Here is a 19,954-nt window from a genome sequence, read left to right as displayed (position 1 = left end):
TTCACCGATAAAAAATCTAAATGGAATAGGACTCGACTATCGCGTGTTGTGTGATCGGAGCGTGAGACGAAATCCGCGCCGCCAGAACGAAAAACATGTCTGGCGCGCGCCTCGGTCAGACATTCTCATATTGGAACGATCATGCAAATCGCCTTGCTAACGCGCAACGACTCAACCTTTCGACGAATCAAGAATGCTTTCGAATCGGACGGAATGGCCGACTGTGTTCGCTATACGGATGAACTCGGCCTGATTCGCTCACTCGAGCGCAGACCGCCAGATCTCGTCATCATCGAATCGGAAACTGAGTTTTCCACCAGCAATCTCGTCCTCGCATGGCGGGCGTGTCACTTCAGACAGGACTTGCCGGTCATGATGATCGGCCAATCGTGGAACTCGGTAAGCATGACGAACGCACTGCACGCGGGCGTCGACGAAATGGTCGTAGGCGAGTTTCGCCTTGAGGAAATAGTGGCGCGCGGGCGTCACGCGGTGGAGCGTCTGCGCGGCAAGCCCACGGCGGCGAACATTATCACGCTCGCCTCCTCGACGCTGTTCCAGGCGACACGCGAGTTCGTCACACTCGACAAACGTGTGCGGCTCACGGCGCGGGAATTCAGCATAGCATGGCTGTTCTTCTCAAATCCCGGTGCACTCATCACGCGCAAGGAACTCGCTCACGCGGTGTGGGGGAAGGAGCTCGATATTGCGGGGCGTTCGCTAGAACAGCACATTTATAAACTGCGCGCCAAGCTGGAACTTGACGAACACAGCGGCCTCAAACTGCGCACGGTATATTCGCTTGGCTACATGCTCGAACAGATCAAAACGCCTCATCTCTGGAATATATGCGCCACGCGTGCGCCCCGCGCGCGAGTGGCCGAAGCGGTGTCATGACACTCGCCGACCGATGCGCGTAGTGCCGCAGAGAATACGGCCTATTGGCGACCGGTAGCGCGGCTCGCCATGTCGCCGTGGAGTGTCGGTTACCCTGATCGATACAGCCATCCATGCTCGCAACCCTTTTGTTCGGACCTGCAGATAGAACAGCATTCTCTTGGGCTGATTCAATGTCTCGAGTAACGAGGCTCATATAGTTTTCTACTCTATCGCGAAGCTCAAGGGATGGTTGGGACAAATGCGGCTCGGCAGGAATCGTCGCATTGAACAATAGAATTCGAGTGAACCGCGTTTCGTGCTGATGCCGAAGGTCCGCGTGATCTGGCTAGGGGGTCCATCCCTTCTAGGACTCAGGATTACCCACATCTGCAGCTCACCCGTCCTGGCTAAATATCCGGTACATCTCGGTGATTTCGTGCAGCACCAGAAATCCTCGCCACATAACAGTGGGCCCGGGCGGGTGATCATGCTTGCGATTCAGATAGCCGCCGAGTTTGGCGATCCACAGCACAACTTCTCCCAGAGACGGCGCAGCCGGCGGTGGCCTTGAGGTGCGATTCCCCCTGCAGTAAAGCGCTCGCCATTCGTCAGGCTGAAGCAGTACTTCGCACGACAGATCGGGGTCCGCACGGCCCAGCAGCGTGGCGTACATGATGCGCCAGCTGATCACCGCAAATAGTGCAGTCGCGCGTACGAACCGCTCAAGATTGCCGAACTGGCGTGCCTCGATACGGCACCCGCTTTTCAGCACGCGATGCCACGACTCAATCGTCCAGCGACGCGCATACCATTCGAGTCGCTCGAGTGCATCGCCCAGTGTCAACGTGGGCACCGAACTGAGCAACATCCACTCCAGGGGCTCGACGCCTGCGGGCGCATTGGTTTCCATCGCGTGGATGGCAAAGACATCCACCGGCGCAAGCCGGGCGCGTCCGGTGCCTCTGGTTGAAGGCCGGGGTGGTGCAATCAGGCGGACCTGCGTGCAACGTAGCGTCAGACGCGTGGTGCGGCGAGCCGTATCGCGCCGTACCGGCAGCTCCAGCCCGACCTCACCCAGCGGCGCGCTCGCCATCACCGTGTCCCAGAGATACTGCTCGGGGTGCGCCGTCCGACGATCCCATGCCGCACGAATGAGCCAGTCCACCCCGGCAGGCCGTTCGGCGACGAACACTTCATAGACGTCGCTTTCGCGATCGCCAACGCCGACCATGCGCGTATCGGGACATCGTGCCTTCAGCGCTGCCAGATGATTCAGACCCTCAACCCATTTAACACTTTCCTTGGTGTTGAATTCGCGCTTTGTGCGTTGCTGCTTTCTGCCCAGACCCGCGTCATCGCGCACCCACGTCTTCATGCCCAGCACGCCCAACGGCAGCCCCTCCGGCGTAACGGCCAGCAGGCTGTGCAGCATGAAGCCACGCGACTGGTTGCCTGTGCCGTAGCCCAATCCTTCGGTGGCACTCAGGTGGGTCAGGTTGAATTCGGTGGTGTCCTGCACCGCGAGTACGACTGGCACCCGGGTCATGCGAAGCAACGTCTGGTCGATGTGCGGCGCAAGCACACCGTCAGTGTCGACCTGGTCGTTATCGAAGAGGCGATAGGCTGCCTTCAATTCAGCCGCATCCAGCGATCGCGGAAACGAGCAGTCTGGTGCGCAGGCAAGCCGTCGGGCCAGCGCCACGAGCCGACTCGTCAAACGCGCGTCACCCAGATTGGCAGCGCCGAACTCGATATCGGCCCAGTCGTTCTGGTCGTCCTGATCGTCCTGATTGTCGGTCGCAGGCAACGGCGCGTGATTGAGTGGCAGTGCACTCAAGTTAACACCGCAGCAAACTGTTTACAAGCGTCATCTCCGCGAAGATGTGGGTAATCCTGAGCTTCTAGGAGGGGCGTACAGATAGTTCGCTGACCAGCTTATGACTTCGGGCGATGGGGGGGCGGCCATACGTTAGCGGCTACCCTTGTCTGCGTGAATGCGACCGGAGAGCCTCCCGATTATGCGTATCAATAAAATGCCCGCAGCGCCTTGCTCGGCGACCCCAGCCGCGCAGGACGACAGGTCCGCGAGCGGCCCGACGCAAAACGCTTCGGCTCGCGCGCCGATTCCCCCGCAACTTGCTTCATGCAAGCCAAGGGCTGAGCCCGTGGAGCCCGGTACCTACCGCGATCAACTTCGGAAGGGGACCGTTGGCGTGATCGGCAAGCTCGCCTTGCCGCCCAAACCACAGCCTGCAGTCGACGACATTCACAATCCCGTGCCGCCGGGGCACAAGGCTGTGGAGCCCGGTGCCTACCAAGATCAACTTCGGAAGGGGACAGTTGGCGTGATCGGCAAGCTCCCGTCGCCGCCCGAACCGCAGCCTGCAGTCGACGACATTCACAATCCCGTGCCGCCGGGGCACAAGGCTGTGGAGCCCGGTGCCTACCAAGATCAACTTCGGAAGGGGACAGTTGGCGTGATCGGCAAGCTCCCGTCGCCGCCCAAACCGCAGCCTGCAGTCGACGACATCCGCAATTTCGTGCCGCCGAAGGGCAGCGCCGGCAAAGGAGTGTTCAACGCCATCAGGCAAGCTTTGGGCAGCGGACAGAAAGGATTCACGCCGTTAAACATGGTTTCCAAAAAACCGCTAATTGGCGTGCTCGGCGCCAATTCTCGCGCGGCCGGCGGTACCTACCTGTACGACGCCCACACCGCGCATGAGATACCCGGCATGATCGCGAGTGGCGCATCAGTCATGGTCGCCCATCAAACCACCAAACGCTATCAGCAGAAGCTTGCGGCGATGCTGCGCGAAGATGTGCTTCCCTTCGAAGCCTTGCCCCAACCCGCGCCAAAGAGCATTCCGATGAACGGTATTTCGCCGTCCCAGCAAGCCAGAGGGACCGCGACCCGTGGTGAAACGCAAGTCCCGGATCAAGCCCGAACGCAGGCACCGACGGACGAAGGGACGACTGCGACTGGGCCTGTCCGCACGAGCGCGCCCGAATCAGCCGCAAACAGAACCAACAGAAATCTCCCGACCACACCGGAAAACATGATCGTCACGCGCCAGCACGGCAAATGGCAATACGACAAACCGAAACTGCTGCGTGCTGCGAACGATCGGACTCATCCGCAACATCAACGGGCGCGTGATGTGCTGACGACCATGTCTATCGCGGAAAATGAGGGCAAGCGGCGCAGAGGCGCGCTATACGAGAGCGCAACGTCGGCCACGGCGGCGGCGGCCGGTGCGGCGCTCGCCGCTGGCACGCATGGCGCTGCCACGCCGCTGATCGTCGCTGGGCAGTCGCTAAATGCGGTGAAGGAGGCTTTTGACATAAGGAAATTCGCGCTGGAAACACGGCAAAACTTGCGCGACGAGAAAGCCGACGACGTGCAGCGTCATGTAAATCAATCAGTCAGCGAAAGCGAAGCCTTCGACCACGCGCCGCTAGAAGCACAGGCGGGCGTCTACGCGAGCATGTACAACGACGCTCGCCGCAAAACAGCGCAGCAGCGTAATTTTGGTTACCGGCTGCCCGGCTCGCTCATCAACGATCGCAAGGCTGGCGTTTATAAAACGGCGGCAACCGATGTGGTGAGCACGCACATCGCGGAGATCGCGCAAAAAGCAATGCGCCGCGCGCAGCCCGAGACGTTAGGTCAGTTGCATGACACCAACAGCGAACCGAACCTTACGCGTTCGGCGCGCGAAAAAGCAGCACTCGAAAAGATTGAAAACGATCCGGAATTGCGCGCTACGCTCACGCTGCTCACCGATGCTGGCATGCCGCGAGCCGACGCGGTCAAAGCAATGATGCGCCTCGCCGCCGAAGCGTTGAAACCCGCCGAAGAGGAAGCGGCGAAAGCAGAAACACCAGACCCGAGCTCAATGCCCAATGATAAGAAGCTCGAGAAGATTGCTGGAATGATCGGCGAGCCGGGTCTTAAACAGGCTGACGCCGCAAAGGGTTCGAAGAATGCGATCAAGGGCGCGTTACGGCGACGTTAATTAGGCATGGATGCGCCCGAATGTGACGGTGTTCGGGCGCCCTACAACCTTGGGCGTCTTCTTCGCCTTCTGCTTTTCCAGGGTGGTAGCACGTCCGACTGTAAAGGCAGAGCCTCCTGCGTGACGGCAATAGCGCCGTCGACCAACTGCGCGCGTGCCGGCACATACCACACGCCGCAGCGCAGCAGTCCGAGCCCGCCCCTGCTCGGCGCCAACGCTTTCCAGCGTCGTGCGCAACAGCGTTCCGACGAGCCGCGCCGCGACGATGTCGCTTGCAAGCACATTCGAAATGCGCAGCACCGCTTGCACGTCGAGTTACTGAAGACGGCTCGCGGCGGGGGAGCCTGCGCGGTCGCCTCATCGCCGCGCGCAGCGACGAACGACGCCGCAAGCGCTTCGACCTGCGTGAAGCCGTGACGACGCGCGAGCGGAACAGCCCTCGTATACGTTTCCAGCACGTCGAGTGCACGGCCTTCGAACCCCGCAATCTCAGCGTGCACCAGCTCGCATCGTCCGACGAAATTCTGCATGCAGGCTCGCGTTCAGATCGCAAGCTGGCCGGCGTGGCGCTGCAACGCAGCCCCTTGCTCCGGACCGCGCTCTGGCAATGCGAGCAGCGCGAACGCACCGTGGAAAGGCGACTCGCCGCTCTCGGCGACGAGCGCGATGCGTCGTTAAGTCCAGCGGGTGGGTGGTCTGGTCGGTGCGGCCGATTCGGCGATGGCCTGCCAGAGGGGCGTCCATGAGCGCGTGAACGCGCTCGAGCGCCGATCGTCGTCGGGGCCGAACCTTGTCGGACTGTTGCAGGCGCTGCAGCGCCGCACGGGTGTCGAGCGTAACAGGCGCGATCTCGCCGTGACGCCGTTGCAACCCTCACATCGATGCAGATCCGCAGGCCGCCCCATTGCGTCGATGTGACATTGCTCCAGCGCTTTCGTGCCCAGCTTCACGAACCCGTAATATTTGCAGCTATTTTCTGCCGAGTTCGTGCGGCGGACGCGGCTACCGACTCGCCGCAAAGTCGTGCGGTTTCATGGCATGGTCATGGCGTCGGCGGCGCGCATCAGACCGTGTGTGCGTGCATTGCCGGCGGCCACGAAACGGTGGTGCTGCGCTGTCCATGTCAACAGCCGCACATCGCCGATGCGGCGCGCTGACCATTGCGGCTGAGCGTGCGCGAGCAGTGCGAGCGTCGACAGCACCACGACCGGCTCGTTATGGCCATTCAGATAGATACATTGGGAGGCGCGTTGCAGCAGACCGAGCGGCACGACGCGCTCATCCACGAGCCGCAGCCCGATCGCTTCGAGGTTGGGAGCTGACGGGTCTCTGCGAGTCGGCGACCCGGCGGGAAACGGGGCGGCGGCGGTTTCAGCCAACGCCATGATGGCTGCATTTCTAAGCGCCTGCCGCGTGACCTCGGTGGCCGCGAACCAGCCGCTCACGGCGATGCACGCGATGACGAGGGCAACCAGCACCTTGAGCGGCTTGCGCAAGCGTAGCCACACCGCGCTGCCCCAGTGGCTGCCGATGTTGCGCCGCCCGTTGAACGCGCCAGACTCGGGTTCGTCGGCGGTCCGGAACGAGCGTTGCATCTGTTCGTTGAGCTTGCCGTAAAAAGCGACCCGGCGGGCTTCCGCCGGATTGCGGCCGAGATAGTCGCGCAGAAACGCGGCGCGCGCCGGCGACAATATGCCGTCGGCGTAGGCCTGAATGTCAGCTTCGGAAAGCGGCGAATCGTTGGGGGCGTCGTTCGGGTTCATGAGAAAAGGTCTCCGGGCAAAATCCGGCTATGAGGTGCAAACACCACCGCGCTCGGGTTTATTCCGCTCTCGTCACCGGGTTTGCGCAACGTCTTTTACTGTGCCATCGCAGCGTCGCGGAAGCTAGCAAACCCGTTCGCGAAGCGCTTTATTCCGCGCAACGGAAATGTTTTCTCCACATGGCTTGCGCAGGAATAAAAGCCGGTGAGGCGTGGTTCTCCCTGATGCAAACCCGCAACCAACTCACCGGAGTTCATCATGAAGAAGATCGCTTTTGCCGCATTGTCCGTCGTCGTTCTGGCCGCTTCGTCGAATGTTTTCGCGCAAGGAAAAACCCGTGCTGAGGTCTACCAGGAACTAATCCAGGCACAACAGAACGGTCTCGATTACGTGACCGACGCATCATATCCGGACGTCAGCCCCGTCTTCGCGCATATGGTCGAACAGCACAAGCAGGCACTTGCTACCGAGGCGGCCGCGAACCGCGTCGCGAGCGGCGCCAGGCCGACGGACAGCATGAATTGAGGGCGTTGAATTGCCGACGGCCGGCGCGCGTGGCGAACGGGCGCGTCGGAAATTGAATGGAATAGACTTGCGTCGCGCGTGTTAGCAAATCAACGCATCGACTTAGCAAGGAGTCTCCGTGACAAAAAACACCGTTCCCGATCATCCACCTCGCTGCGTGCCGTGCCGGCTTGCCGCGATAGGCGCCGTCGTGCTTCTGTCCGCAGGCGGCTTCGCTTATACGGCGGGGTGGTTGACGCCGCAACGCCTGAGCGCGCCGCGCATCGTCAATACGCTTCAGGCTGTGGCGGGTCAACCGCATCCGGGCTATCGACGCAATCATGCGAAGGGCCTGTGCGTCGAAGGTTATTTCGACAGTAACGGCCAAGGCGAGCGCGTCTCGCGCGCGGTCGTATTCGCCCCCGGACGCACGCCGGTCACCGGACGCTTTGCGGTGCCCGGCGGCAATCCGTCCGCGCCCGATACGAGTTCCCCGGTCCGCAGTCTCGCGCTGCTCTTTCAATTGAAGGACGGCGAGCAGTGGCGCACCGGAATGAACTCGACACCGGTCTTCGCCGTGCATACGCCTGAGCAGTTCTATCAGCAACTGCTCGCCGCGACGCCCGATCCGGCGACCGGCAAACCGGACCCGGCCCGGCTCAAGGCCTTTTATGCAGCCAATCCGGAGACCCAACCCTTCCAGGCGTGGGTGAAAGCGCATCCGCCTTCGTCGAGCCTCGCGAACGCCGCGTACTACGGCATCAACGCGTTCCGCTTCACCAACCAGGCCGGCGACACGCGCGCGGTGCGCTGGGCGATGGTGCCGGAGACGCCGTACGCGCCAATTACGGACGCGCAAAAGGCCGAGAAGAATTTCCTCGCGGCGGACCTGGACGAGCGTCTGCAGAGCGGACCGTTGCGCTGGCATCTGATCCTGACCGTTGCTCATCCCGGCGACCCTACCGACGACGCCACGCTGCAATGGCCCTCCGATCGGGAAAATATCGATGCGGGGACGCTCGTGATCGAACGCAGCACGTCGCAGGAAAACGGCACTTGCCGCGACGTCAACTTCGATCCGACGATCGTGCCGGCGGGCATCGCGCCGTCCGACGATCCTTTGCTTGCCGCGCGCTCGGCGGCCTATGCGCTGTCGTTCAAGCGACGCACGCGCGAGGAAACGCTGCATCCGGAAGTTCATCAAACCCCGACGACACATGGAGAGCGCTCATGACGCGGACCCGCACGCACTTCAGTCCGCTAGCGCGGTTTTTGCACTGGACGATGGCGCCGCTCATCGTCGCGATGCTGTTTATCGGCGTCGGCATGGTCGCAACGGTGTCGCGCGCGCATGACACGCTGATTGCGATTCACAAGCCGCTTGGCATCGCTTTGCTGCTGCTCGTGGTGATACGCGCAAGCGTGCGCTTACGGCGCGGCAGTCCGCCATTGCCTCGCGACATGCCCGCATCACAAAAAATGGCGGCGAAGGGCTCGCATGCGGTGCTCTATGCGCTGATGTTTGCGATGCCGCTGATCGGCTGGGCGATGCTGTCCGCGGCGGGCTATCCGCTCACGCTATGGGGTCCGTTGCATTTGCCGCCGATCGCGCCGCATAACGTCGAACTTTTCGCGGTACTGCGCGCGTTGCACACGTGGCTTGCTTTTGCGCTGTTCGGCACGGTGCTGCTGCATCTCGCGGCGGCGCTGTTTCATGGCCTGATCCGCCGCGACGGCGTGTTTTCGAGCATGGCGCGCGGCGGAAAATGACGCTGCCCGCTGGGGCTGCGGTACATGGAATCGCTTCACTGGCGATGATGATGAAGTACCGCGCCGCCCCATCCAAGACCTCGTGCAAATTCCACATAGTCGAGACAGCTCCCATGCAGCGTCTGCTCTTAGCACCGAAGTCTGCTTCTCAAGGAGCAGATAAACGCGCCACGGCGAAAGCTGAATACTTGACCGTGGTACACCGGCACCTTCACTAATGACGGCGGACGTGGCTGCCGTGGAGAGCAGTGGGATGACTAACCGCGGTTCAGTTGACATGGTGGATACACTGCACCATGACAATCAGCCGCGTCCGTTGCGGGTCATGGAATAGATCGATGACATCGCTGTTGATTCGGTCGGTGTGAACAACGAGCCCGCGCCACCGCTCCGCTGTATGCGGTAGCCTTCGCTCTCGACGCATTCGCCGTCAGTGCTCGACCTCTCATCGCAGCGCGTCTGGGATTGGATGCCATAACTAAGGCCAATGCGATCGTCGCGTCGGCCAGTTCCTCGACGCTTACGCGACTGCATAACGCAAATTTCATGGAGAAGCCAGCGAAAGAGCGCTGTCGCTTCCCCCGCTTTTGGGACCTATCTTCCGTTACGAGTAGCAGCGTAACGACAAACCGAATCGAGTCGGTGTCCGCGATGTACGGCATCGCACAAACCGCACGCGGCACTGCTCACAGCACGTTCTCGTTACCATAACGTTCGGGCTGGAATAGGTGGCGGGGAAGTCAGACACAAAATTCGCACCACATAACAGACCTAAGCCCAAGACGCTCGGCCAGCCACTGTGTATGAATTCAGCACCGGCGAGCGAAGTCAGCTGGACGCCATGGTCTCGGAGCCCAAACAGCTTGCTGCCATGTTGACTGGCCTTGGCCGACAGTTGCCGATCAACGTTGCAGCGCCGCGATCTGCGCCAAGTCGACCAAGTCATATTTCTTCCCCTCTTGTCCCGAGTACAAGTACAGCCGCTTGCGCAGGCGCGGATAATCACACACGTCAAATGCCGGGCGATCGCCACCTACTAGATAAACGAGGTCATCGCTCCCGGTATTGAGTAGCGCATGTGACGGACCACCGGCTGGAAAGCCGATAAAATCGCCCGCGCAAACGTCGTGACGCTCGGCGTCAAGCACTACGGTGCCCCGTCCGCTTACAATGAAGATAAATTCTTCCCCAAGCGTATGAACGTGCTGCTCGGTGCTGACATCATTGGGAGCTATCACACTCAGGTGCACCCCAATGTTGCGCAGTCCCACGGCGTCGCCTAGCGATCTGGTGCGGCGTTGCGCTTCATTATTGATTGGGTGGCGCAGGCTGACGGACGCCATTACCCCTTGCGCAGCCTGCCGCAAAATGTAACGTGAGTCGCTCATGTGTATGCTCCGGAATATCACAAGGAAATGGATCGGCCGGCTTGTTGCGCCAGCGCTAAGCACTTTCGCTCTACCCGCCACGAAAGAAAATGGCTGGCAACAGAACCTCTTCCCTACTGTCAAGAATCTCGGCATTGTGCCGTACTGCGGTAGAGCCGGCAAGGCACGTGGTGGCACGCTTCGCAGCGTAAATGCGCCGCCAACGTGCTCCTTTTTGGGCGTTGGCGGCGACTAAGATCCTTTTTGTACAACCGACTGGTACGCGCAACGTGCTAGGGAACAGGTTTGTTCTCGATTAGACGATGAGGAGGCGTCCGTACCATTTCTCCCGAGTAAGTCGTTGCAGTTCCTTGATTTCCTTGATGGCTGCACCCGATGCCAGCACCCGGTCTCGCCCGTTTCCACTGCCGCCAGACTCGCATTCCTGAAATTGCTTCCGCCAGCCGTACGCCGGGTTCGAGTCACGCCATGCCGTCGAGCGATGGCCGAGACCGATGCGCCTGGCACTGCGTCTCTTGGGCAATGGCGATTTCTTCTTTCGCCGTGCACGGGCTGCGGCGCACCGGCTCGCTCAGAATTTCGATGGGTTCCATGTAATGACTAGGCATACTGTTAGGGTGCGACACGAAGCATGAGGCCCGGTGTTTGGGTGCAATGCATGCTCAGATCATTATGGTTCAACTGGACAGTAGCTACGGACAAGGAGGAGACCTGCCGTACGGCCGACGGCAGCCTGGGAGCGTCTGCATCGCTGGTAAAGGTGATGTTCGAAGCCGCTCCGACAATGTAGCCCATAAGCACGCCGCACCGCGAGTCGTTGCGTACAGGCTCCGAGCAGCGATGGAACGAAGGCGCTAGACTGGCTGAGCTGGCTAACGGATGTGAACTGCTGATAAACGTCGTCATAAGCAACATGCCAAAGCTGCTGTCAGTCTGGGTCCAAAATGGCTCGTGGCTGGATATCGTTCTCCTTGCAACGATACGCTGTCCACAGTGCTACACTCGGCGATTCCTAAAGAGCAGTCCGGAGTGGCTGAAGCGATGCGAGCAGTCTCCGTCGCTCGTCGCAGCGCCGTGAAAGCCAAGACACAAGCGATCAATCAGTTGCAGGCGCTGCTGGTGAGCGCGCCACAGGATATTCGCGAGCGTCTTCTCAAGACGAAGACCGCGCAATGCATTGTAAGTTGCGCACGTCTGCGCTCGCTGGGGGCTACCCCCGTCTTGCAGGCGCTGACGGCAACGCTGCGATTACTGGCCAAGCGTTGGATTGCGTTGGACGAAGAGCTCAAGGCGCCCGATGCCATGCTTGAGAGTCTGAAGACTCAGCATGCTCGACGCCTTCGAGAAAGATTCGGCGTGGGACCGCAGACGACCGCCGTCTTGGTCGCTGTCGCCGGCGACAACCCCGAGCGCTTGAAAAGTGAGGCGGCACTGGCAGCGCTTTGTGGCACGAGTCCCTTGCAAGCGTTATCTGGCAAGACGGTCCGACACCGCCTGAACATGGGCGGTGACCGATCCGCCAATAATGCCTTGTGGACCATTGCCATGGTGCGTATGCGCAGCGATCCCAGGACACGGGCTTACGTCGAGCGCCGGACAAAGGAAGGGATGTCGAACAAGGAAATTCATCTTTGCCTGAAGCGCTATACCGTCCGGGAACTGTACCCGCTCATCCTGGCTGATCTGACCGGGTCGACGCGTGCTTCTTGACATCGGAGCATCAATTCGGTGATGGAGAGATTCTTCCTGAACCTCAAAATGAAGCGCGTTTGGCAGCGTCAGTACGCCAACCACGATGAGGCTCGGCGCGATATCAACCAGTACATCGTTGCTTTCTACAATCCGGTGCGCCTGCACTCCACGCTGGGCTATCTGTCGCCCGCCGACTACGAGGCGAATCCGACAGCGAAAGAACCTATCTGCCTGTCCGAAACTAGTTGACCACGACACCTCTTCCCATTCCCACCACTTCATGCACCAACGGCGCGTGGCGCACACAACCGCCTCAACCACTTCGAAGAACGCAAGTATTCGGAAATGAAAGAATGACGGAAACCGGCGGAGGAGGAAACTCGAACTACTGAAACGCAATGCAGCGATACGCCGCATCGTCCTCAATGGCTTGGTGACGAATGTCCAGTGGTTCGGCTCTGAGCGCTGGAGCTTACCTTACGTAAGTGAGCTACGTCTTACTCCGAGAAACCCCATTTCGTCAGATCGATTTTCTTTCTATCTAAGGAATAGTGTAATCCTATGTCCATCGTCGGGTGCGGTTCGAATGGATTATATGCAACATACATGTTCATGGGATTCGTGACATGCTCGGGAAGCGGGAAATGCTTTATAGCTTTTACAAATTCCGTGAAAGGGCTTCTCGCAAATCGATATCTCGATGGTGTTTTGATAAATTCAATAAACCGGTTTGCCTCCTCGGGCTGATAGCCTAAAAACTGAAATTGTCTTAACAAGGCGACTACCGCCGCGCTCAATTTGCGATCGTCAGCATGCGAGTAGGTTTTTTTGCTTTCATGGAAAACATAAATGGAATAAACGCGTGACGCGAATTCGCCCAGCTCCCGAGCTGTGGCAAGATTCTGGGTCATGTCGCCAGCATTCGCAGTCATGTTGTGCAAAATATCTTTAAGTACGTTGGCCGGGTCACCTCCAACTTCGATCTGCTGTCTTAGCCGCGCCGAAAGCATAATAGGAACACCGTCGGTGTCTAATTGCACGCGAATCTCGTGGCCCTGCCGAGGCTCGGCAGTGTAAGGCGGTGCGGGGCTACGGTTGCGCCCTGAAGCTCGCGTAGGAACCGCCCCGCCCGCAGGCAACCCAGCTAACTCTCCATGTAAGAGAGGCGGCCCGGGACGGCGGACTACGCCATGGCTGTTGGTTTGGTCAGACTGTGATGGCACCTCAAAGATGTTCGGGCTTTGTCCGCCACTGATGCGAGCAGGAGGCATGTTGGCAATCGTCCGTTCAAAAGATGGGTGGACCGATCGTATCGGGCAGACGACTCGGGCGCACCGTCTGCCGCGAGGAATCGGTCGCAAATGCGAATCAGCTGGTTTCGGGTTCTCCGATGGGGCCAAATTTATGCAAGCCTCGTAGCGACTGGCTTGCAGGTTAGCGAGGCCGGAGGGGTTTGAGTCTAGGCTTTGCAGATGCGAGAATAGCTGCAAACAGTGACCAACATGCGATTCCCACGAAATCGACGGTTGAGCAGTTCTAGCAATTGATCTAGCCGCATCCGGACCGGGGCCGGGCCCGGCGCAGCCCACTACCCCCTTTGCCGTTACAAAAGGTGTTCAACTGCGTCCCGAAGGCACTCCATATGGGCTGCAGCTCAAGAGGTTGCCGAGCAAAACGTGTGCGCACCGGCGGCCGGAGACCCATCACACCTGTGATCTTCAGCGATAAATGGCGTGGAAAGTCCAGCGCTATTTGTCGCTACGTGACGCCGATGACGAGTGTGCTGCGCTCGGCCTCGACGACATCCTCGGGTCATCGATGCGCAGGATGCGGACGATCTGCACGAACAGTCGATGCAGCCAATGAACGTGCCCACCGGTGATGCAAGTAATTGCTACGATCGCCTGGCTGTCAGTGAATGCCGCCTTGACCTTTCGCTGCGACCGTGAACGCCCGAGCGGCGGACAACAATTCTTTTCATCAGTACCTTTCGCAGTGAATGTCGAGCACACGCTCATTGGTGTGGCCCGGCGCCGACTTGACAGCGGTTGGAGCCTGGTAGAATCGTCTCTCATCCCCAACGAAACTTCAACGAAATGCAACGCTATAAAGACCTGCTTGCGCAGAAGGAGCAACTGGAGAAACTGATCGCCGAAGCGAAGAAGAAAGAGGCTGCAGCGGCGCTCGAACGGGTGCGCGAGGCCGTAGCCGAGTTCGGCTTCACGCCCGAAGACGTCTTTGGCAAGAGTCGCCGGAACAGCCGTCGTGCGGCGGCGCCGAAGTATCGCAATCCCGAGACCGGCGAGACGTGAAGCGGGCGCGGCCGCGCACCGGGCTGGCTCAAGGATCAGGAGGTCGAACGCTTCCGCATCACGGAATGAGCGGCGCGCAGCAAGGCATGGCAGAGGCCCGAATCTATCTCGCGGGATTTGACGTCTTCCGCGTCGATGCACTCTACTACGGTCGCTCGCTCAAGCGCATGTGCGCGGACGCCGGATTCGAAGGGCTCTACCCGCTCGAATGGCGCCGACTGACCTGTCACCGCAGGAAAAAGCTGCGTGGTTCTATCGCTCTAACCTCGCCGCGATCCGCCGCGGGACATTGTCATGGCCAGCGTGGCAGATCTTCGCGGCGCGGGCGACCCTGACGGCGGCATCGCGTTCGAAATCGGGTTTGCGGCTGCGCTTGGAAAGCCAGTCTGGGCTTACCAGCAGGATGTCACAGAGTGGCACGAGCGCGTACCACGCAGCGCGGCACAGCTTGGCCATGTCTGCGAACGCGGCTACTGGTTGAGGATTTCGGGCTTCCCGTTAACCTGATGCTCGCGTGGGCGGCAAAGATAATAATGGGCAGCCCGGCTGCGAGCCTGCGTGCGACCTCCGACGCTTATGATCGTGGTGCGACGACGCTGCCCTCTCCCTGCAGACAGAATGGCGGATCGTAGATTCGCCAGGTGTAGCGCTGACGCCACTTCAGTATATAAGGTGCTAAACGCCATGAACGAGTCGCATCTGTGGACAGCCGAGCCGCACACCGCTTATCTGCATTGGCAGACGACGGAGGCGGCCGGTGCGGACCGCCGCCGGTTCTCCCAACGCTCGATCGTGCAGCACAAGGCGATGTTCGACCGGTTCCTGCGCCATCTGCTCACCCGAGGCGTGGCACTCGCGACGTTCGGGCCCGAGCACCTCGAGTCATTCTTTGACGACGTCGAAAACCGCTGTGCGCCAGGGACGACCACGCGCCTGCGTTACGTCAAGCTGATCGACCGGCTGTGCCGCCATCTGGTCGACGTCGGCCTGCGTCAGAGCAATCCGGCGGCGACCTTCGCGCTCTCGGCCGCCTGGCCCGAGGACGAGCCCGAACCGCTCTTCCTCGATCCGAACGCAGACACCGCCCTCCAGGGCTATGTGCAACCCGACGCCGGCGACGATGCCCGCCTGTGCCGCAACCGCGCTGTCGTAGCGCTGCTGCTGGGGGCGGGCCTCACTGCGGCCGAACTCCGCGGCGCGCGATGGCGCGACGTCGTCATCGAAGGGATACGGCCGCAGGTATCCGTTCCAAAGCGAGGGACACGCCTTGAGAGGACTGTGGCCCTCCCCGCTTTCTCGACGCCCGCGCTTGCGGCATGGCAACGGCTTCATCCGTCGCCCGACGACGCGCTTCTTTTCCCCGCGCCGCGCACAGACGACAAGCCGATCAACGATGTGCTCCTCGGCGCGATTGTCCGCGACGCGCTGGACGCAATCGGCTTTGCCGCGCCTGACATGAGCCCGCGCGTGTTGCGCAACACCTTCGCGCGTCGGCAGTTGCTGTCTGGTCGCACCAACGAGCAGACGAGCGCAATGCTGGGTCTCGCCAGTCATCGCACCGTTATCCGCATCCGCGACACCATCAGCGCCCAGACGGCTTGACTTCGCTTTCCACTCCGTAGGCTGGTTTTGCCGGTTTATCCGTGCCAGCGAAATGTTCCAACCGCGCGTGGGGACGATAATCTCGACGCGGCCATAAGACGGTTCGCTTGTCCGGCGCTATCGCTGCGCCGGACCGAAGCTGGGCCCCGCGCGTCGAAGTGGCGGTCGCAATTCGAAAGAGTTGTACTAAACGATCAGCATGCGAATGCGAGGTTGACCGGCTTCCTGGAGCGACAATTAGCATGACCCGCGTGTTGCCTCACGGGATCATGTTACTCCCGGGTAGTTGTCATTCTCCGATTGTTTTGCGATGAAGGTTGGTGCCGCGTAGCGGTGCCAGCCTTCAGCGCGTCCGTGTCGCCGAGTATCTGATGACCAGTTCTCTGGCACGGTTCGATCGCCATGCTTCACCCTGCGTTGCAACGTACGCAACTGGGCGCTGGAATACATCGCCGGTGCCAGTGCGACGAGCCGTTCATGCAATTTCCTTGCTGTAATTCCGGGCTCGCTTTCAAGCCATTTCTGTATTGTCGGCCACGTGTGCTCGAACGGATCTTCCCGGCTGCGCCAGGTGTGGGGGACGTGCGCTTTTCGGTGATGCGTTGGTCTTACCTCGCCGTCCTGCCACGCTGTCCCGAGACTCGCCAGGAATTCCGCGAGAGGAACACGACCAGGTGCATTTGCGGCCGCCAGCGCCGTGCCGGATTCGCTACATTGCGCGACGTGCTGCTGAGCTTCGCGCATCCGGCTCAAGAGGTCCAGCGGGTCGAGCGCGCGAAACTGCGCACGCAGTCTGCGTTTGGTCGTCTCCGGAACCGACGCCGACCGCAAGACGCGCTCAAGCGGCGTCAAGGGCGCTTCATACCGCTTCGTGACCCTTGCGCCATGACGTGTCTTCGATTTCAGCTTGAATGAAGGCTGGAAGAAGTTGATGTACAGACGCGAGACCGCGTACAGGGAGGCAAGAGTTTCCGTAGCTTCGAGTCCACGTAACCGGCCGTATCCGACGAGACGGCGCACGACTGATCCGTTTTTTTGCTCGACCCACGCCTGGTCGTTTCTCTTGCACGCGCGCGAGCGCGTCAGCTCGATACCCGTTGCTTTGCAGAGGTCGAATACAGCTTCGTTCATGAAAGCCGTATCGTTATCGCAATCCAGACCGCGAAACGGAAATGGCAATGCTCGACGAACCTGTTCGACGTGCTCGAGAACGAACGCACCGCTTCGATAGGGCATGGCCAGGCATTCCGTCCATCCAGTCGCAATATCGGTCAGGACGAAGCTGTGCACGAAGTCGCCGTCGATCTTGGTGCCACCGCAATGCTCGACGAAATCAACCTCAAGGTAACCAGGCAGAGGATTATTCCAGTCAGAGAATGTCCGGATTGGCACCGCACGGCGAATCGCATTTCCGATTCCGCCAGCGCGTCGGCGTTGACCGGCACAAGCCTGTTCGCGCACGTCACGTAATAGCCGGTCAATGGTGGCGGCACTGATCTGGTTCAACCGCTGGCGAACGTCCTTCGATAGCGTCATGTGGCCATGCCGTGTCATCGAGTCGATCAGCGTTGGGATGAGCGCCTTCAACCGTTTGCCGCAGATTCGGTCGCCCGCCTCCCACAGGGTGATCAGCGCGGCACGCACCTCATCATCGTAGCGTCGCTGCGGGCCGGGCTTCGTTCTTGAAGGTCGAGGTTCGCGGCATAGGACGCGGATAGCGTGCTTGCGGGAGCCTGTCAGATATTTCGTGTGAAGAGGTCATAAGACGATAACGGAAATAACGTCCAATGACCGACACAAACGTGACCAGGAAGAGCAAGAACCCGAAGGCGCCGAAGCTGTTCCCCGATGAACTGATCGATCAACTGCTGGCGCAGGTGCAGAACAAGGATGCCGAGTCGATCCTCGGCGAATCGGGCCTGGCCGGGCAACTGAAGAAGCAACTGGCCGAGCGCATGCTGGCAGCGGAGCTCACGCACCACCTGCAAACGGAAGCCGAGCAAGGCCAAAGCGGCAATCACCGCAACGGCACGAGCGCCAAGACGGTGATCACGCCCAATGGCGAGTTAAAGCTCGATATTCCGCGTGACCGGCAGGCCACGTTTGAGCCGCAATTAGTGGGCAAATATCAACGCCGGCTGCCGGGCTTTGACGACCACGTTATCGGCATGTACGCGCGCGGCATGAGCGTGCGCGAAATCCAGGGCCATTTGCTGGAACTGTACGGCTTGCAGGTGTCGCCCGATTTGATTTCCACCGTCACGGACGAAGTGCTGGCCGAAGTCGAGCAATGGCAGCAACGGCCGCTCGAGGCGATGTATCCGATCGTCTATTTCGACGCCCTGCGCTTGAAGATCCGCGACGAAGGCACGGTCAGGAACAAGGCGGTGTATCTGGCGCTCGGTATTCGCGCCGACGGGCGCAAGGAAGTGCTGGGCCTATGGATCGAGCAAACCGAAGGCGCCAAGTTCTGGCTGAAGGTCTTTAACGAGCTGAGAAACCGCGGCCTGCACGACATTCTGATTGCGGTTGTCGACGGCTTGCGCGGCTTTCCTGAGGCGATTGAAGCAGTGTTTCCGGCTGCCCAAATCCAGACCTGCATCGTGCATTTGATCCGCAATTCGCTCAATCTGGCGGGCTGGAAGGACCGTAAGCCGTTGGCCGCCGCGCTCAAGCCGATCTATCAGGCTGCTTCGGCCGAAGCCGCTGCCGCGGCGCTCGATGCCTTTGCACACAGCGAGTGGGGCCGCAAATTCCCCACTGTCGCGGCGATGTGGCAACGCCAATGGGAGCAGGTGATTCCTTTCTTTGCCTATCCGCCGGAAGTGCGCAAGATCATTTACACGACAAATGCCATTGAGAGCATGCATATGCAGCTGCGCAAGATCGTGAAGAACCGCGGCCACTTCCCGAGCGACGAAGCCGCCAGCAAGCTGCTGTATCTGGCCTTGCGCAACATCGAAAAGGATTGGAAGATGCCGCCTATCACCTGGCGGCAAGCGGTCAATCAGTTCGCCATCCTGTTCGGCGAGCGGTTCACCTCCGCCATCAGCTGAGGTTTTTTAACCGACCTCGACACACAAGATTTCGGACACCTCCGGCTTCTCCGCCAAACTCAATTCGATTGCCGAGCCATTGCGGCAGAGCTTCACCTACGACCAGGGCAAAGAAATGTCGCGACATAAAGAGCTCACCACCTCGACCGGCGTGAAAGTGTACTTCTGCGACCCGCACAGTCCACGGCAAAGGGGCACCTGCGAAAACACCAACGGGCTGCTGCGACAGTATCTGCCCAAAGGCACGGACCTTTCGGTCTACAGTCAGGATGAACTCGATGCCATTGCCGACGGTCTGAATAGCCGGCCTCGCGCCACTCACGCCTTCCATTCGCCATTCGAGGTCTTCGCCGCGACCCTTGCTTCAGCAAGTCAACCTCAAGGCTCTAAACATTAATCCCGCTGTTGCGCTTCACCCTTGAAACCGCCCAAGGAATACCAAGGGGCCGAAGCTTGCCGTTCTTCTTGGGGATGTAGATCCGCCGAAGTGGTAGCGGACGATAACCTCTGCGCTGCAGTGACCTGGCGGCCCTAAGTTTCTGCGTTGCGGTTTTCCAGACAACGCCGTCCACCCCGGCCGTGTTGCGGCCAGGCTACGGGTCACGCGTCGTACGGCCAGAAGCTTTGCCGAGCGCGCGTGGGTCAGGAGCCATTGCAAAGCTTTCACCTTGCCCCGGCGCCGTTCCCGAGTAGCCTTCGCAATACGTATCTGCAGTCGTTGCACCTGTTGCTCGATGGCACGCCAATCAATGTCGTCCCAGCTCGCAACCTTTGGGGACGCACCGGTCAGTGGTGTGTCCGCTGCCGTCATTTGCTTTTCCCCATCATAACGATCCCACAAACTCTCTTGCGAGGTAAGACCAATCGGACGTGGGCTCACTTTCGTGCCGGGTGACATTCAAACCCGTATCCGGGCCGTTACAGCCCAGCCTTCGCTTCTTCCGACATCCCAAGCTCGCACCGCCATAGGCA

General features: G+C 60.2%; 16 protein-coding genes and 4 pseudogenes. 13 read left to right on the top strand and 7 right to left on the bottom strand.

Features of this window, described 5'->3' with window-relative positions:
• Positions 1-213: 213 nt before the first annotated feature.
• On the top strand, positions 214-897 hold the full coding sequence (locus OH764_RS32830; protein ID WP_498851598.1) for a winged helix-turn-helix domain-containing protein: 684 nt from the start codon (positions 214-216) through the stop codon (positions 895-897).
• Positions 898-1,273: 376 nt separating this feature from the next.
• Here OH764_RS32830 and OH764_RS32825 read toward each other — a convergent pair whose 3' ends face one another.
• A complete protein-coding gene (locus tag OH764_RS32825; RefSeq protein ID WP_498851597.1) occupies positions 1,274-2,716 on the bottom strand; it encodes an IS4 family transposase in 1,443 nt (480 codons plus the stop codon).
• A 328-nt stretch (positions 2,717-3,044) separates the two neighbouring features.
• On the opposite strand from OH764_RS32825, the gene OH764_RS32820 reads away from it, so the two are divergent.
• Both OH764_RS32820 and OH764_RS32815 read left to right on the top strand, forming a co-directional pair.
• The gene (locus tag OH764_RS32820) at positions 3,045-4,895 is read left to right on the top strand and encodes a hypothetical protein (RefSeq protein ID WP_498851596.1); all 1,851 of its coding nucleotides are present in this window, start codon (positions 3,045-3,047) and stop codon (positions 4,893-4,895) included.
• Positions 4,896-5,167: 272 nt separating this feature from the next.
• Positions 5,168-5,641, top strand: a complete 474-nt coding sequence (locus OH764_RS32815; RefSeq protein ID WP_498851595.1) for a hypothetical protein — start codon at positions 5,168-5,170, stop codon at positions 5,639-5,641.
• A 285-nt stretch (positions 5,642-5,926) separates the two neighbouring features.
• On the opposite strand, the gene OH764_RS32810 is transcribed toward OH764_RS32815, so the two are convergent.
• On the bottom strand, positions 5,927-6,658 hold the full coding sequence (locus OH764_RS32810) for an anti-sigma factor family protein (protein WP_498851594.1): 732 nt from the start codon (positions 6,656-6,658) through the stop codon (positions 5,927-5,929).
• Positions 6,659-6,916: 258 nt separating this feature from the next.
• On the opposite strand from OH764_RS32810, the gene OH764_RS32805 reads away from it, so the two are divergent.
• The 3 genes from OH764_RS32805 (at position 6,917) to OH764_RS32795 (ending at position 8,932) form a co-directional block, all read left to right on the top strand.
• Entirely contained in the window at positions 6,917-7,183 is a 267-nt protein-coding gene (locus OH764_RS32805) for a DUF4148 domain-containing protein (protein ID WP_498851593.1), read from the top strand.
• A gap of 118 nt (positions 7,184-7,301) precedes the next feature.
• Positions 7,302-8,396 carry a catalase family peroxidase gene (locus OH764_RS32800; RefSeq protein WP_498851592.1) on the top strand — a complete coding sequence of 365 codons (1,095 nt, stop codon included), beginning with the start codon at positions 7,302-7,304 and terminating at the stop codon, positions 8,394-8,396.
• Positions 8,393-8,932, top strand: a complete 540-nt coding sequence (locus OH764_RS32795; RefSeq protein ID WP_498851591.1) for a cytochrome b — start codon at positions 8,393-8,395, stop codon at positions 8,930-8,932. The genes OH764_RS32800 and OH764_RS32795 overlap by 4 nt, the downstream gene beginning before the upstream one ends.
• 902 nt (positions 8,933-9,834) lie before the next feature.
• Here OH764_RS32795 and OH764_RS32790 read toward each other — a convergent pair.
• Positions 9,835-10,320 carry a cupin domain-containing protein gene (locus tag OH764_RS32790; RefSeq protein WP_498851590.1) on the bottom strand — a complete coding sequence of 162 codons (486 nt, stop codon included), beginning with the start codon at positions 10,318-10,320 and terminating at the stop codon, positions 9,835-9,837.
• A 322-nt stretch (positions 10,321-10,642) separates the two neighbouring features.
• Positions 10,643-10,928, bottom strand: a pseudogene (locus OH764_RS32785) (transposase); the annotation flags it as partial.
• A 394-nt stretch (positions 10,929-11,322) separates the two neighbouring features.
• On the opposite strand from OH764_RS32785, the pseudogene OH764_RS32780 reads away from it, so the two are divergent.
• Positions 11,323-12,030, top strand: a pseudogene (locus OH764_RS32780) (transposase); the annotation flags it as partial.
• Positions 12,031-12,042: 12 nt separating this feature from the next.
• A pseudogene (locus OH764_RS32775) lies at positions 12,043-12,261 on the top strand (IS3 family transposase); the annotation flags it as partial.
• A 248-nt stretch (positions 12,262-12,509) separates the two neighbouring features.
• Here the strand turns inward: OH764_RS32775 and OH764_RS32770 are convergent.
• Positions 12,510-13,052 carry a hypothetical protein gene (locus OH764_RS32770; RefSeq protein ID WP_498851589.1) on the bottom strand — a complete coding sequence of 181 codons (543 nt, stop codon included), beginning with the start codon at positions 13,050-13,052 and terminating at the stop codon, positions 12,510-12,512.
• Between the two features lie 1,056 nt (positions 13,053-14,108).
• Between OH764_RS32770 and OH764_RS32765 the strand changes: the two genes are divergently transcribed.
• The 3 genes from OH764_RS32765 (at position 14,109) to OH764_RS32755 (ending at position 15,926) form a co-directional block, all read left to right on the top strand.
• On the top strand, positions 14,109-14,324 hold the full coding sequence (locus tag OH764_RS32765) for an H-NS histone family protein (protein WP_498851588.1): 216 nt from the start codon (positions 14,109-14,111) through the stop codon (positions 14,322-14,324).
• A 294-nt stretch (positions 14,325-14,618) separates the two neighbouring features.
• Positions 14,619-14,831, top strand: a complete 213-nt coding sequence (locus tag OH764_RS32760; protein ID WP_498851587.1) for a nucleoside 2-deoxyribosyltransferase — start codon at positions 14,619-14,621, stop codon at positions 14,829-14,831.
• Positions 14,832-15,008: 177 nt separating this feature from the next.
• On the top strand, positions 15,009-15,926 hold the full coding sequence (locus OH764_RS32755; protein WP_498851586.1) for a tyrosine-type recombinase/integrase: 918 nt from the start codon (positions 15,009-15,011) through the stop codon (positions 15,924-15,926).
• A 267-nt stretch (positions 15,927-16,193) separates the two neighbouring features.
• Here the strand turns inward: OH764_RS32755 and OH764_RS32750 are convergent, their stop codons facing one another.
• Positions 16,194-17,570 carry a transposase gene (locus OH764_RS32750; RefSeq protein WP_498851585.1) on the bottom strand — a complete coding sequence of 459 codons (1,377 nt, stop codon included), beginning with the start codon at positions 17,568-17,570 and terminating at the stop codon, positions 16,194-16,196.
• Between the two features lie 143 nt (positions 17,571-17,713).
• Between OH764_RS32750 and OH764_RS32745 the strand changes: the two genes are divergently transcribed.
• Both OH764_RS32745 and OH764_RS32740 read left to right on the top strand, forming a co-directional pair.
• A complete protein-coding gene (locus OH764_RS32745; protein WP_498851584.1) occupies positions 17,714-18,982 on the top strand; it encodes an IS256 family transposase in 1,269 nt (422 codons plus the stop codon).
• A 31-nt stretch (positions 18,983-19,013) separates the two neighbouring features.
• Positions 19,014-19,379: pseudogene (locus OH764_RS32740) on the top strand (IS30 family transposase); the annotation flags it as partial.
• A gap of 15 nt (positions 19,380-19,394) precedes the next feature.
• Here the strand turns inward: OH764_RS32740 and OH764_RS32735 are convergent.
• The gene (locus tag OH764_RS32735; protein WP_498851739.1) at positions 19,395-19,793 is read right to left on the bottom strand and encodes a reverse transcriptase N-terminal domain-containing protein; all 399 of its coding nucleotides are present in this window, start codon (positions 19,791-19,793) and stop codon (positions 19,395-19,397) included.
• Positions 19,794-19,954 lie beyond the last annotated feature (161 nt).

The sequence above is a fragment of the Burkholderia sp. M6-3 genome (genome assembly GCF_050858985.1).
GTDB lineage: Bacteria > Pseudomonadota > Gammaproteobacteria > Burkholderiales > Burkholderiaceae > Paraburkholderia > Paraburkholderia caledonica.
This window is presented reverse-complemented; position numbering and strand designations above follow the sequence as displayed.

What these genes read in the sequence shown, in the direction of transcription:
- OH764_RS32830 (WP_498851598.1), top strand. Translation starts at nt 214, where the DNA reads ATGGCCGACTGTGTTCGCTATACGGATGAACTCGGCCTGATTCGCTCA.
- OH764_RS32810 (WP_498851594.1), bottom strand. Translation starts at nt 6,658, where the DNA reads ATGAACCCGAACGACGCCCCCAACGATTCGCCGCTTTCCGAAGCTGAC.
- OH764_RS32805 (WP_498851593.1), top strand. Translation starts at nt 6,917, where the DNA reads ATGAAGAAGATCGCTTTTGCCGCATTGTCCGTCGTCGTTCTGGCCGCT.
- OH764_RS32795 (WP_498851591.1), top strand. Translation starts at nt 8,393, where the DNA reads ATGACGCGGACCCGCACGCACTTCAGTCCGCTAGCGCGGTTTTTGCAC.
- OH764_RS32790 (WP_498851590.1), bottom strand. Translation starts at nt 10,320, where the DNA reads ATGAGCGACTCACGTTACATTTTGCGGCAGGCTGCGCAAGGGGTAATG.
- OH764_RS32765 (WP_498851588.1), top strand. Translation starts at nt 14,109, where the DNA reads ATGCAACGCTATAAAGACCTGCTTGCGCAGAAGGAGCAACTGGAGAAA.
- OH764_RS32760 (WP_498851587.1), top strand. Translation starts at nt 14,619, where the DNA reads ATGGCCAGCGTGGCAGATCTTCGCGGCGCGGGCGACCCTGACGGCGGC.
- OH764_RS32755 (WP_498851586.1), top strand. Translation starts at nt 15,009, where the DNA reads ATGAACGAGTCGCATCTGTGGACAGCCGAGCCGCACACCGCTTATCTG.
- OH764_RS32745 (WP_498851584.1), top strand. Translation starts at nt 17,714, where the DNA reads ATGACCGACACAAACGTGACCAGGAAGAGCAAGAACCCGAAGGCGCCG.
- OH764_RS32735 (WP_498851739.1), bottom strand. Translation starts at nt 19,793, where the DNA reads ATGACGGCAGCGGACACACCACTGACCGGTGCGTCCCCAAAGGTTGCG.